Annotated in this window: 12 protein-coding genes; 6 read left to right on the top strand and 6 right to left on the bottom strand. The window is 73.3% G+C overall.

Annotated elements, in window-relative coordinates:
• Nucleotides 1-4: 4 nt before the first annotated feature.
• Together ACWEV0_RS23690 and ACWEV0_RS23685 are read right to left on the bottom strand one after the other, a co-directional pair.
• The gene (locus ACWEV0_RS23690; protein WP_453151412.1) at nt 5-889 is read right to left on the bottom strand and encodes an SDR family NAD(P)-dependent oxidoreductase; all 885 of its coding nucleotides are present in this window, start codon (nt 887-889) and stop codon (nt 5-7) included.
• A complete protein-coding gene (locus tag ACWEV0_RS23685; RefSeq protein ID WP_453151411.1) occupies nt 889-1,728 on the bottom strand; it encodes an acetoacetate decarboxylase family protein in 840 nt (279 codons plus the stop codon). Before ACWEV0_RS23685 ends, ACWEV0_RS23690 begins: the two co-directional genes overlap by 1 nt.
• Before the next feature lie 113 nt (nt 1,729-1,841).
• Between ACWEV0_RS23685 and ACWEV0_RS23680 the strand changes: the two genes are divergently transcribed.
• The 5 genes from ACWEV0_RS23680 to ACWEV0_RS23660 all read left to right on the top strand — a co-directional run bounded on the left by ACWEV0_RS23680 (nt 1,842) and on the right by ACWEV0_RS23660 (nt 6,675).
• Complete coding sequence (locus tag ACWEV0_RS23680) at nt 1,842-2,483, top strand: TetR/AcrR family transcriptional regulator (protein WP_453151410.1); 642 nt, start codon at nt 1,842-1,844, stop codon at nt 2,481-2,483.
• Between the two features lie 88 nt (nt 2,484-2,571).
• The gene (locus tag ACWEV0_RS23675; RefSeq protein WP_453151409.1) at nt 2,572-3,546 is read left to right on the top strand and encodes a DEDDh family exonuclease; all 975 of its coding nucleotides are present in this window, start codon (nt 2,572-2,574) and stop codon (nt 3,544-3,546) included.
• 107 nt (nt 3,547-3,653) lie between these two features.
• Nucleotides 3,654-3,890 carry a hypothetical protein gene (locus ACWEV0_RS23670; RefSeq protein ID WP_453151408.1) on the top strand — a complete coding sequence of 79 codons (237 nt, stop codon included), beginning with the start codon at nt 3,654-3,656 and terminating at the stop codon, nt 3,888-3,890.
• Nucleotides 3,891-4,011: 121 nt separating this feature from the next.
• The gene (locus ACWEV0_RS23665; protein ID WP_453151407.1) at nt 4,012-4,815 is read left to right on the top strand and encodes an SURF1 family cytochrome oxidase biogenesis protein; all 804 of its coding nucleotides are present in this window, start codon (nt 4,012-4,014) and stop codon (nt 4,813-4,815) included.
• A gap of 60 nt (nt 4,816-4,875) precedes the next feature.
• Nucleotides 4,876-6,675 carry a glycoside hydrolase family 15 protein gene (locus tag ACWEV0_RS23660; protein WP_453151405.1) on the top strand — a complete coding sequence of 600 codons (1,800 nt, stop codon included), beginning with the start codon at nt 4,876-4,878 and terminating at the stop codon, nt 6,673-6,675.
• An 85-nt stretch (nt 6,676-6,760) separates the two neighbouring features.
• Here ACWEV0_RS23660 and ACWEV0_RS23655 read toward each other — a convergent pair whose 3' ends face one another.
• A complete protein-coding gene (locus ACWEV0_RS23655; RefSeq protein WP_453151404.1) occupies nt 6,761-9,187 on the bottom strand; it encodes an LAETG motif-containing sortase-dependent surface protein in 2,427 nt (808 codons plus the stop codon).
• A gap of 181 nt (nt 9,188-9,368) precedes the next feature.
• Nucleotides 9,369-10,097, bottom strand: coding sequence for a DUF6333 family protein (locus tag ACWEV0_RS23650; RefSeq protein WP_453151403.1), 729 nt, complete (start codon nt 10,095-10,097; stop codon nt 9,369-9,371).
• Between the two features lie 68 nt (nt 10,098-10,165).
• Between ACWEV0_RS23650 and ACWEV0_RS23645 the strand changes: the two genes are divergently transcribed.
• The gene (locus ACWEV0_RS23645) at nt 10,166-10,921 is read left to right on the top strand and encodes an SDR family oxidoreductase (protein ID WP_453151402.1); all 756 of its coding nucleotides are present in this window, start codon (nt 10,166-10,168) and stop codon (nt 10,919-10,921) included.
• Between the two features lie 530 nt (nt 10,922-11,451).
• Here ACWEV0_RS23645 and amaP read toward each other — a convergent pair.
• Both amaP and ACWEV0_RS23635 read right to left on the bottom strand, forming a co-directional pair.
• The gene (gene amaP, locus ACWEV0_RS23640; protein WP_453151401.1) at nt 11,452-12,039 is read right to left on the bottom strand and encodes an alkaline shock response membrane anchor protein AmaP; all 588 of its coding nucleotides are present in this window, start codon (nt 12,037-12,039) and stop codon (nt 11,452-11,454) included.
• A gap of 4 nt (nt 12,040-12,043) precedes the next feature.
• Complete coding sequence (locus tag ACWEV0_RS23635) at nt 12,044-12,616, bottom strand: DUF6286 domain-containing protein (RefSeq protein WP_453151400.1); 573 nt, start codon at nt 12,614-12,616, stop codon at nt 12,044-12,046.
• Nucleotides 12,617-12,831 lie beyond the last annotated feature (215 nt).

The following is a 12,831-nucleotide window of genomic DNA, read 5'->3' as shown; positions in this document are numbered from 1 at the left end:
CCCCTCAGTCGAGGATGAAGCTCTCCAGGTACGACGGGTTGGCGCGGTCGAGCATCGACTGCGAACGCGCCCTGATCTGCCGGTCGCTGTGCTCGCTCGCCGGGAGCATCCAGAACCGGTCGGCCCTGATCCCGTCGACGACGTGCCCGGCGACCTCCTCCACCGGCGTGAAGGCGACCTCGTGCCCGGCCTCCTTCATGGCGGCCTCCCACTGGTCGAGGCTGCGGTACGGGGTCCTGCGCGGCCGCTGCTTGGCGTACCGCTCGGGCCGGTTGCGGTGCGACTCCCACAGCCCGGTGCGCAGCATGTGCGGCCCGGGGAAGAGCACGGAGGCGCCGACCAGCGCCCGCTCCGCCCGCAGGTGCGCGTAGAGCGACTCGGTCATGGTGACGACGGCGGACTTGGTGACGGCGTAGACGGAGGCGGTGGGCAGCGGGGCGATGCCGCCGTCGCCGGAGGAGGTGTTGACGACGTGACCGGGCTCGCCGGCCGCGAGCATCCGCGGCACGAAGGCCTGGATGCCGTGGAAGACGCCCCACACGTTGACCGCGAAGGCCCACTTCCAGTCGTTCGGCTCGTGCTCCCACATGCGCCCCTCGGCGCCGGAGCCGACGCCCGCGTTGTTGCACAGCACATGGACGGCGCCGAAGGTGTCGTACGCGGCGTCGGCGAAGGCCCGTACGGAGCCGGGGTCGCTGACGTCGACGGTGCGGGCGAGGATCTGCGCCCCGCCCTGCATCAGCTCCTCGGCGGCCTTGGCCAGCGGCGCCTCCTCGACGTCGCCGAGGACGACCGCGAGGCCCTCGGCGGCGAAGCGGCGGGCCATGGCGAGGCCGATGCCACTGGCGGCGCCGGTGACGACGGCGACCTGTCCCTCGCGCAGTTCCATCAGGCGCTCCCCCTCGCGGAGCCCTGGGACACGGAGTCCCGGGGCACGGAGCCCTCGGGCGGGGCGTCCAGGGCCTGCTGCGGGTCGTCGTACCGCTGGTGGAGGTACGGCAACAGGGCCTCGGCGCTGACCCGTTCGACGACCCGGCCCCGCTGGTCGGTGGTCTTCTCACCGATGGTGATCTCGACGAGCCGGCGCACCGGCAGGTCGGCGACCGGATCGAACATGGACTCGCGCAGGACGACGTCGCCGGTGACCCGCTCCAGCTTCCGCACCTTCTCGTTGCGCAGGCAGTGGACGAGGACGGGGTCGCCGTCGAAGCCCGAGCCGTCGACCGCGGGCAGGAACTTGAAGTAGAAGTCGGTCTTCTCGGTGGGCTCGGGCAGCGGCAGCGCGCCGGAGACCGCGCCGCGCACCTCGACGAAGGCGATGCCGTGCCGGGCCAGGGAAGCGTGGACGACCAGTCCGTCGCGTTCGACGACGACCTCGCCGAGCTTCTTCGGCTCGCCGAACACCTCGCGCCCGCCGGTCAGGGCGCGCTCGTGGGTCATCGGCATGACCAGCGGATACCAGCCCTCGGTGGCACCGTGGGCGGCGGCGACGGCGACCGAACCGGCGCCGAGCGGATAGCCGGGCAGATCGACCTTGCTGATGTTGGCGCGGACCAGCGGGCGCGCGGTGGGCTTGAGCGGCGGCGGCAGGACGGCCGCCACCACGTCCGGGTCGGTCTCCCAGACGGCGACGACCCCGGTCGACCAGATGTCGGGGAGCCCGGCGCTCTTCTCGCGCGTCGCGGCGAGCTCCGCCGCGCTGCGCGCCCCGTACCGTACTCGTGCCATGACGTACCACCCTTCGGGAATGCGGGAAGGTATCGGCCCTGTAACACAGTTACACCGGCCACCCCGACGGGTAAAGAGGCGTGACACACACGGGAGTTGGGGGAGCTGATCGGATGGCACGCAGCGCGTTGACCCGTGACGAGGTGCTGGACACGGCCGCCGCCCTGGTCAGGGAGCACGGCCCGGCGGCCCTCACCATGCGCCGCCTCGCCGCCGAACTCGGCACCGCCGTCACCTCGATCTACTGGCACGTCGGCAACCGCGAGTCGCTCCTCGACGCCCTCGTCGAACGCACCGTCGCCGAGCTCGGCACCCTCCGCCCGCGCGGCGCCGGTCCGGCCGAGCGGATCGTCTCGGTCGCCCTGCTGCTCCGCCGCGCCCTGCGCGACCGCCCGCACCTGGTCGCCCTGGTCCACGAACGCGGCCTCACGGAACGCATGTTCCTGCCCGCCCAGCGCGCTCTCGTCCACGAGGCCCACGCGGCCGGTCTGCGCGGCCGGCGCGCCGCCGAACTCGTCCGCGCGGTCCAGTTCCAGGTCGTCGGCCACGTCCTCGTCGAACGCAACCGCGAGCGCGCGCCCGCCCAGTCCCCCGCCGAGACCGAGCTGTGGACGGACGACGCGACCACCACCGAAGCGGCGGAAGCCGACCCCGGCCTGGCGCGCGCGCTCGCCGCGCCGATCGACACGGAGGCGCTGTTCGCGACCGCGGTACGGGCGCTGGTGGCGGGACTGCTCGCACCGCCGGCCGGATGAGCCCCTTCCTGCCGCGGCCGCCGATGACGGGTTCCGGACACAAAAGGGACACCGGGGGCCGGGCTGTCAGTGCGGGCCCGTATTCTCAGTGACCATGCTCGACGACCGTACGACAGCAGCGACGTGGCCGGCCGCCTACCCACAGGGGTACGCGGTCGTCGACGTGGAGACCACCGGCCTCGCCCGCGACGACCGGATAGTGTCGGCTGCCGTCTACCGGCTGGACGCACAGGGGAACGTGGAGGACCACTGGTACACCCTGGTCAACCCCGAGCGCGATCCGGGGCCGGTGTGGATCCACGGGCTGACCAGCGACGTGCTGGCCGGCGCGCCGCTCTTCCCGGAGATCGCCGAGGAGTTCTCGGCCCGGCTCGACGGCCGGGTGCTCGTCGCGCACAACGCGATGTTCGACTGGCAGATGATCGCCCGGGAGTACGCGCGCGCCGAGGCCACCGCGCCGGTGCGGCAGCGGCTGTGCACGATCGCGCTGTCCAAGGAGCTGTCGCTGCCGCTGCCCAACCACAAGCTGGAGTCGCTGGCCGCGCACTTCGGCGTGGTGCAGCAGCGGGCGCACAACGCGCTCGACGACGCCCGGGTGCTCGCCGAGGCGTTCCGGCCGAGCCTGCACGCGGCCGCCGAGCGGGGCGTACGGCTGCCGCTGCTCGAATGCCGTCCGCTGACCGAGTGGGCGTCGGCGCCCGCGCAGCCGCGGATCGGGTACCAGGCGTCGTACCGCACGAACGGCTGGCGGCCCTCGCGGAAGCGGCCGGCGTGCCCGTATCCGAACCCCGGACGTTACGAGTCGGACAAACCACTCAAACAGGGCATGCGTGTGGCGTTCTCCGGCGACACCTCCATCGACCGCGAGCTCCTGGAGGACCGCACGGTCGAGGCGGGGCTGCACGTGGCGTCGAGTGTGTCGCGGCTCACCAGTCTGCTCGTGACCAACGACCCGGACGCGGCCACCTCCAAGACGGTCAAGGCCAAGTCCTTCGGCACGCCGATCGTCGACGAGGCCGCCTACACCCAGCTGCTGCGGGACGTGGCCCCGGCCGAGGGCTGACACCCGCGGACGACACGGGCGGGTGACGCCTGCGGATGAGTGACGGACCGGCGGAAACCGGGCGTGCCGCCCGGTCTTCCGCCGTCCGCGGCGCCACCCTGTGGCGCATGGCACGTTGTGAGGTCTGCGGAAACGATTACGGCATGTCGTTCGAGGTGCACGCGCAGGGCGCGGTGCACGTCTTCGACTGCTTCTCCTGCGCCATCCACCGCATGGCGCCCATCTGCGAGCACTGCCGGGTCCAGATCATCGGACAGGGCGTCGAGGTGGAGGGCCACTGGTACTGCGGGGGCCACTGCGCCCGCGCCGAGGGGAGGGAGGGCATCGTCGACAAGGTGGGATGAGCGTCGACACCGGTCCGAACGGTCCGATCGGTCCGACGAAACGATCCTCTGTTTCCGGTCGCCGCCCCGCGACCGGAACCCCCCTGCGGTCGCCCCATGACGCCGGATGTACCGTCGTGGGGTGTACCGCTTCCTGTTGTCCCGGCAGTGGGTGATCCTCACCCTCATCGCCCTCGTGCTCATCCCGGTGATGATCAAGCTGGGCTTCTGGCAGTTCCACCGGCACGAGAGCCGGGTCGCCCAGAACACCCTGATCGCGGACAACCTCAAGGCGCCGCCCGTGCCGGTCGAGCGGCTGACCTCTCCCGGGCACACCGTCCCGCGCGGCGACTTCTGGCGCCAGGTCACCGCCACCGGCACCTTCGACACCGCGCACGAGGTCGTGGTGCGCCGCCGCACCTCCTCCGACGACCGCGTCGGCGTACACGTCCTGACCCCGCTCGTCCTGAAGGACGGCAAGGTCGTCATGGTCAACCGCGGCTGGATCCCGGCCGCCGACGACCAGCGGTCCTTCCCGAAGGTGCCGCCGGCGCCCAGGGGCGAGATCACCGTCACCGGACGCCTGATGGCCGACGAGACCAGCGGCGCCAGCGGCATCAAGGACCTCAAGGGCCTGCCGGACCGCCAGGTCATGCTGATCAACAGCGCGCAGCAGACCGCGCTGCTCGGCCGTACGGTCCTCGGCGGTTACATCGAGCAGGCCGCGCCCGAGCCGGCCGGCGGCTCCCCCGAGCTGATCCCCGGCCCCGACCACGACTCGATCGGCCCGCACATGGCCTATGCGGTGCAGTGGTGGCTGTTCGCCGCCGGCGTGCCGGCGGGCTGGGTGATCCTGGCGCGGCGCGAGCGGCGCGACCGGGAGGCCGCGGCCGGCGAGGCCGACACCTCGGCGGGGACACCGGAACCGGCCGCCGCGAGCGCCTGACCCGCTGGGATCCCGTTTCCTCCTGATTGACCGTCGCCGCTTCCGGGAACAGCCCAAAGCGTGACGCAACGTATCGACGACTACGCCCTCATCGGCGATCTCCAGACCGCCGCGCTCGTCGGCCGCGACGGGTCGATCGACTGGCTGTGTCTGCCCCGCTTCGACTCCGCCGCCTGCTTCGCCGCCCTCCTCGGCGACGAGAACAACGGCCACTGGCGGCTCGCCCCCAAGGGCGCCACGACCTGCACGAGCCGCCGCTACGCCGAGGACAGCCTGGTCCTGGAGACCACCTGGAAGACCCGTACCGGCGAGGTCAAGGTCGTCGACTTCATGCCGCAACGCGACCGGGCACCCGACGTCATCCGCATCGTCGAGGGCGTCAGCGGCCGCGTGGAGATGAGCGCGGCGCTGCGGCTGCGCTTCGACTACGGCTCGATCGTGCCGTGGGTGCGCCGCGCCGACGGCCACCGGGTGGCGGTAGCCGGGCCGGACTCCGTATGGCTGCGCAGCGAGCCGCCGGTGAAGACGTGGGGGCAGCAGTTCGCGACCTGCTCCAGCTTCACCGTCGCCGCCGGCGAGAAGGTGGCGTTCGTGCTCACCTGGCACCCCTCCCACGAGCCGCGCCCCCAACTCGTCGACCCCTTCGAGTCCCTGGAGCAGTCGCTCGCCGACTGGCGCGAATGGGCCGCCCGCTGCACCTACGAGGGGCCCTACCGGGACGCCGTGGTCCGCTCGCTCATCACCCTCAAGGCGCTCACCTACGCCCCCACCGGCGGCATCGTCGCCGCGCCCACCACCTCCCTGCCCGAGGATCTCGGCGGCGTGCGCAACTGGGACTACCGGGCCTGCTGGCTGCGCGACTCCGCCTTCACCCTCGACGCGCTGCTCTCCACCGGATACGTCGACGAGGCGGCGGCCTGGCGCGACTGGCTGCTGCGGGCGGTGGCCGGCGACCCGGCCGACCTGCAGATCATGTACGGGCCGGCCGGCGAGCGCAGGCTGCCCGAGACGGTGCTGCCCTGGCTGCGCGGCTACGCCGACTCGGCCCCGGTGCGGACCGGGAACGCCGCCGTGGACCAGCTCCAGATCGACGTCTACGGGGAGGTGATGGACTCCCTGTACCGGGCGCGGGAGGCCGGCATCCCGCCCCGGCGGCACGCCTGGAACCTCCAGCTGAGCCTGCTCGGCTTCCTGGAGTCGACCTGGCGCGAGCCCGACGAGGGACTGTGGGAGGTGCGCGGGCCGCGCCGTCACTTCGTGCACTCCAAGGTGATGGCCTGGGTGGCGGCCGACCGCGCGGTGCGCACCCTGGAGGCCGACCCGTCACTGCCGGGCGACGCGGCGCGCTGGCGGACCATGCGGGACGAGATCCACGAGGAGGTGTGCGTGAAGGGCTTCGACCCGGAGCGCAACACCTTCACCCAGGCGTACGGCTCGCGCGAGCTGGACGCGGCGACGCTGCTGATCCCCCGGGTGGGCTTCCTGCCGCCGGAGGACCCGCGGGTGGTGGGCACGGTCGACGCGGTGCGCGCGGAGCTCGTGCAGGGCGGTCTGGTGCGCCGCTACTCGGCGCCGGACGCGGGGGCCGGGTCTGGGACGCCGGTGGACGGTCTGCCGGGCGAGGAGGGCACGTTCCTGGTGTGCTCGTTCTGGCTGGCGGACGCACTGCGGCTCACCGGGCGGGTGAAGGAGGCGCGGGAGCTGTTCGAGCGGCTCGTCGGGCTGTGCAGCGACGTGGGGCTGCTCGCGGAGGAGTACGACCCGGTGGCGGGCCGGCAACTGGGGAACTTCCCGCAGGCGTTCAGCCACATCGGCCTGGTGGGCGCGGCGCTGGCGCTGGAGGCGGAGGAGGGCTCGTGAAGGAGTCGGGGCCCGGTCCGCGTGGCGCGCGGACCGGGCCCCGGGGGTCACTCGGTCACTAGGTGCCGATCGGTCGGCCGCTCGGTCATCCGGCCGCGTTCCTGCGCCTCCGCATCCACCACACCAGGCCCGCGCCGACGGCGATCACCGCGGCGGCCACGCCCGCGATGGCGCCGACGGGCGTGTCGGAGCCGGTGTGGGCGAGGTCGCCGCCCGGGCGGTTCGGGGTCTCGCTGGGCGCCGGGGTCTGGCTGTGCGAGGGCTGGGCCGTCGGGGTGCCCGGGTGGGTGGGCTGCCCGGTCGGCTTCGGCTCGGTCGGCTTCGGCGACGGCGACGGGGTGCCGCCGCTGGTGTCGCCGGAGGAGTCGCCGCCGAGGTAGAGGGTGTCGGTGTCGCGGTACGAGGTGTCGTCCGACTGCATCGACGTCCGGGTGGTGGTGTCGAGGGTGCGGTTCTCGGTGTCGAAGCGCGTCTTGCTGATGTTCTTCTTGGGCTGCCGGGAGAAGTCGACGCCGCCGACGATGTAGACCGTGACGCCGTGGTCGGTGTCGACGTCGTACGTGAACTCGCCCTCGGTGAAGATCTTCCGGTAGCGCTTGAAGAGCTCGTCCTTGTCCCAGTTCTGGTTGGGCGCGCGCAGCGGCCAGCGCTTGACGTCGTTGCTGTTGATGATCGGCCGGAAGTCGGACTCCTTCTTGGCGTCCTGCTGGCGGATCCACTCGGCGGCGACGCGGGAGGTGTAGACGCGGCGCAGGTCGGCGTACTGCGGCGCGGTGTTGATGATCTTCTCGACCTCGGGGACGATCGTCGAGTCGATGACCTTCTGCGCGGCCTTGATCTGCGCCGGGTCGGGGTCGCAGATCGGCGCGCCCGGCCCGTGGGTGACGGTCTTCTGCGCGACGGACTTCAGCGCCAGCGGCGCGTCGAGGATGTAGACGCCGCCGTCCTGCTCGCGCACGACAGCCGGCTTCGGCTCGATCCAGTTCCGCAGGCCCGGCATGCACGGGTTGCCGTTGGCCTTGGGCAGGGCCGCCCAGTAGCGCTTGCCGAGCTCCGTCTTGGGGTCCATGGCCGCGTAGAAGTCGTGCTTCATCTGGAGGTCGGCCTCGAGCAGCACGCGGCCGGCGTCGGTGGAGGCGAACTTGGCGTCCATGACGCGGTCGGGCTCGTCCGGGTTCAGGTTGACCCAGAACTTGTCCGGCGTCAGCGCCAGCCAGGTGAACAGCGAGTCGGACGCGAGCTGCATCTTCGCCTGGCCGCCGTAGCCCGGATTCTCGTCCGGGTCGGGCATCATGTCGGCCTTCATCGAGTACTGCATGCCCTTGCCCTTGGCGAGGCCGCCGACGTAACGCAGTTCGAGGGTGGTGAAGTCCACGCCGCCCGGGCCGCCGCGCGGCAGGGTGCCGCGGGTGTCGAGCCGGCGCGCCTCGGCCTGGATCTGCCGGGCCTCGTTCAGGGTGCGGCCGGAGCCGTTGACCCGGTCGTTGAGCGGGCCGCGGGTGCCGCAGTTGCCGGCGGCGGCGAGCTGCGGCCGGCCGGCCGGGCCGCCCTGGCAGCCGGGCGCGAACCAGGTGTCGTAACGCGAGTAGCCGCGGATGGGCTTGGTCTGCGGGATGGCGTTGTACTGCCGCTGGAAGCCGCGGACCTGGTTGGTCTTGCCGGGCCGCATCTGCTCGACGTCACGGTTGAAGTCGTCGATCAGCTTGCGCTGCCTGGCGTCGAAGTTCTTGGCGCCGGTGTAGCGGAAGGTGTGGTCGGGCATCGACTTCGCGATGACCCGGTCGTTGCCCAGCTGCTTCTTCGTCAGCGTGCTGTTGGACTTGAACTCGTTGAATTCCTTGGTGCGCTGGTTGTACGCGTCGTACTTGCGCGTCGCGACCTTGTTGCCGTTCTCGTCGAAGATGTCGACGTAGACCTCGCACAGCCAGTCCGGACCGACCAGCTGGAAGTCCCGGACCAGGCGCGCCTCGAAGCCGGCGCCCTTGTTGAGGTTGATCTCGTTGCGGATGTACGTCTTGTCGAACCAGCGCTCGAAGCTCTGCGAGCGCTGCTTCTCCAGATAGCGGGCGTAGATCTCCATCGCCTTGTCGGCGGGGTCACCGCTCGTCGCGGCCTGCTTCTTCCACGCCTCGACGTTCTTCCTCGGATCCGGGTCCTTGGAGAGCGCCTTCGCCTTCTCGGCCGCCGTCGGTGCCTTCAGTCCGTCGAACGCCTTGCCCGGCAGCGGGTAGTTGAAGTTCTTCGGGTCGCCGTTCCACTTGTCGAAGTTGGTGCCGGCGGTCGTGGGGAAGCCGGAGTTCGACGGGGTGCTGCCGTAGGTCTTGTTCAGGTGCTTGGTGTCGCACCGCTGGCCGGTCCCGGGGCGCAGCTTGGCCGAGGTGGGAACGGCGGCGGAGTCCTCGACCGGGACGCCGGGCAGTCCGGTGAGGGTGACGGCCCCGGCCAGACCGAGGGCGGCCGCGAAGCGCGCGACCAGCCGCCACCGCCCGGGTATGCGTATCTCCCTGTTCATCGCCCTGTTCAAATGTCGTGCCTTCCCTCGCTGTGGGGGCATTGAGGGGGTGCGGGGACGGCGCGTGAGGCCCCCGTGACGTGAGCGCCGCCCCGAGTCACCCTAGACCGGCACACCGTCAGACATGGCAGGTCCATGCCGCATCGGCGTGTCAATTCAGCGGAGATACAGGCGAGTTGTGTCACACATCCGGAAGGAACAGCTCCTCCATGCGGAGGGTGTATGCCTCGTTGTGCCGGACCCGGAAGGCGCTCACCCGGGGCCGCGGCCGGGTCCACGGATCGGCGTCGCCCAGCGCCAGCGAGACGAGGTCGGCCCACTCCACCTGCTCCGGCTCGTCGTCCAGGTCGAGATCGGCCTCCGCCAGCATCGCGTCCGTGATCCCCAGAGCGGCGGCCACCTCGTACGGATCCCCGGCCAGCTCCCACGGCTCCATGCCGGGCCAGCCGGAGGCGTGGAACATCGTGCCGTCCGGCAGCCACACGAGGTCCTCGGTGTGGGAGTCGCCGTGGTCGAACGACACCCGGCCGAAGATCCGCGCGTCCGGGAACCGCTCGCGCAGCCGCGCGGCCTCGTGCCACAGCGGCTCGTCGTTGCCGTCGTCGGCGAGCGAGGGGTCGCTGATGCCGAGCACGTTCCCCCACGCCCCGGCCAGGACCACCTCCAGGTCCCTCCGCTCGGCCGGAAAGTGCGGCGTCTCTATCGCGGCCCGCTCCCCCAGCTCCGCGAGGACCGCCTCCACGGAAACGAAGGAGAGCACGAACTCCCGTGCGCGCGCGGGGTCGTTCGGCGCCAGGTCGCCGGCCTCCCGGGCGAACGGGGGCTGCAGGACCGTGAGGTCGCAGCGGCCGAGCGCTCCGTGCACCGGGCGGTCGGCCGGCGAGGTCCAGTAGTCGGTGAAGTCACTCATGGCGCACACCGTACGGGTGTCCGGACGCCCCGCACCGGACCCGGTGGCCATGAACCTAGAATCGGGCCATGGATCTTGGGCTGAAGGACCGTGTGTACGTGGTGACCGGCGCGACCCGAGGGCTCGGCCGGGCCTCGGCGGAGGCGCTGCTCGCGGAAGGCGCGAAGGTGCTGCTCACCGGGCGCGAGGAGAAGACGGTCGCCGAGGCGGCCGCCGCGCTCGGCCCGGACGCGGCGGGCATCACCGCGGACAACTCCGACCCGGAGACCCCGGCCCGGCTGATCGCGGAGGCGCGGGCCCGCTTCGGCCGGTTCGACGGCATCCTCATCAGCGTGGGCGGCCCCGCGCCGGGCTTCGCCGCCGACAACACCGACGAGCAGTGGTCGGCCGCCTTCGACACCGTCTTCCTGGGCGCGGTGCGGCTCGCCCGCGCGGCGGCCGAGACGCTGCCCGAGGGCGGCGTCATCGGCTTCGTCCTGTCCGCCTCGGTGCACGAGCCCATCGCGGGCCTCGCCATCTCCAACGGCCTGCGCCCGGGCCTGGCCGGCTTCGCCAAGTCCCTCGCCAACGACCTGGGGCCGCGCGGCATCCGGGTGGTCGGCCTGCTGCCCAGCCGCATCGACACCGACCGCGTCCGCTCGCTCGACGCGATGTCCGGAGACGCGGACGCGGCCCGCGCGGCGAGCGAGGCGACGATCCCGCTGCGCCGCTACGGCACACCGGAGGAGTTCGGCCGCACGGCCGCGTTCCTGCTCTCCCCCGCCGCCTCGTACCTCACGGGCGTGATGCTGCCGGTGGACGGCGGGGCGCGCAGCGGCTTCTGACGGTTCGAGGGCGGTGCGGCAGGTGGGGCCTGCGCGGCGGACGGCGGCGCGGCCCCGACACTGACTCGCCGGGCCGCCGGGGCGCCGAGCTCCGGCCGCGGGGGCGCCGCGCCGCCGCGCCGGGGGTCGCGGTGCCGCGGGGCTGCAGGGCCGCCGAGCCGCGGGGCCGCGGGGCCGCCGAGCTCCCGCGCCACCGGGCCGCCGAGCCGCGGGGCCACGGGGCCACGGGGCCGCGGGGTCGCCGCGCCCCGGGGCTGCGGGACGGCTGGGCCGCCAAGCTCCCGCGCCAGCCGGGTCTCCGGCCGCCAGGCCGCGGGGCCGCCACGCTCCCGCGCCGCTGGGTCTCCGGCCGCCGGGGCGCCGCGCTGCCGGGCCACCGGGTCGCCGGGTCGGCAGGCCACCGGGTCGCCGGTCCACCGGGTCGGCAGGCCACCGGGTCGCCGGTCCACCGGGTCACCAGGCCACCGGGTCGCCGAGCCGCCCCGTCGCCAGGCGCCCGGTCGCCGGGTCTCCGGCCGCCGGGCAGGCTTCTACGCCACGCGGCGGGCCCGGTGTTTGACCGCTCGCAGGCGGGCCTCGGTCGGCAGGGCGGGCAGGCCCGTCGACGTGCGGGCGTCGCCGAGCGCCTTGTCGGCGAGCGCGGTCAGCGCGGCGGCCGGGGAGGCGTACGGCTCCAGGAGCAGGGCGACCCGGGTGCGCGGGGCGCTGCGTCTGCCGGTGAGCGCGACGTGGGCCCGGGCGACGCCCTCCTGGGCCGCCGCGTCCGCCTCCAGGACGTCCTGCAGGGTCCGGCCGTGCACCACGGCCCCCTCGCCGTCGCCGGTGTCGACGACGACCTCGCGGAGCCGGGCCCGCCGGAACTGGGCGATCAGCCACCACAGGGCCAGCAGCACGACGAGGCCGAGCACGGCGATGACCACCGGCCACCACCAGCTCTCGGCACGCCAGTGCTGGCGCTCGGCACGGCTGAGCACCACGTCGTGGGGGCCCGACCAGGGCCACCAGGAGGGCAGGGACACGCCGAATCCGGCCACGAGCGCGGCCCCGCCGCCCACGACCAGGATCAGTCCGACGAGGGCGAGCACGATCCGGTTGACGCGCCGGAGTACGCGGGTCACGGCGTCACCCCTTCCTGGGCGGCCGGGCCACCCGTAGCGTCACGGCAGGCGGATGGGCGAGGGCGAGCTCTTCGACGCCGGTGGCGAGCACGGCTGCCAGGTCGGCGCGTACCTGCTCGACCTCGCGGAAGTGCGCCACGGCCCTTACGGCCACCTTGGCGCGGCCCGCCTTGACCCGTACGGACTGCACGCCGGACACCTCCATGGCGCGGTCGCGCAGCGCTTGCGCGGCGGCCTCCCGGTCGAGCCCGGCGCGCACGTCGGGGTGCCGGCGGCGCATGGGAAGCACGGCGCGCAGCCCCGGGGTCAGCGCGAGCAGCAGCAGCCAGAGGCCGAGCAGCACGGCGAGGGCCGCGCCGGCGAGCACCCAGTCGTCGTCCATCGGACGGCTGGCGAGGTCGTTCGCGAGGGAACGGCGCCAGGCCATGGCCGTGTGATCGGCGCGTACGGCGGCGACGTCGTACAGCAACAGCCCGGCGCCGCCGAGCAGAACGGCGGCGAGCACGGCGGCAGGGATGCGGCGCACCGACCAGAACCGGCGCACGGGCGGCCCCGGCACGTCGGCCAGGACGGGCACGCCGTCGGCGTCGGCCCCGTCCGGGGGACCGGCCTCGGGCGACCGGCCGGCCCCGGAGCCGGACTCCGATACGGGCGGAGCACCACCGGCGTCGGCCCCCGACGGGCCGGCGTCCGAGCGACCGGGCCCAGGCCCGCCGCCGGGCCCGGGCGGCGCGCCGCGCTCAGGCTCAGGCCCGCGGGCAGGCCCGGACGGCGCGCCGGACTCGGGCGATC

The organism is Streptomyces sp. NPDC003943 (genome assembly GCF_053605265.1).
Note: the sequence above shows the minus strand (reverse complement) of the source record. Positions and strands in the feature narration are given on the sequence as shown.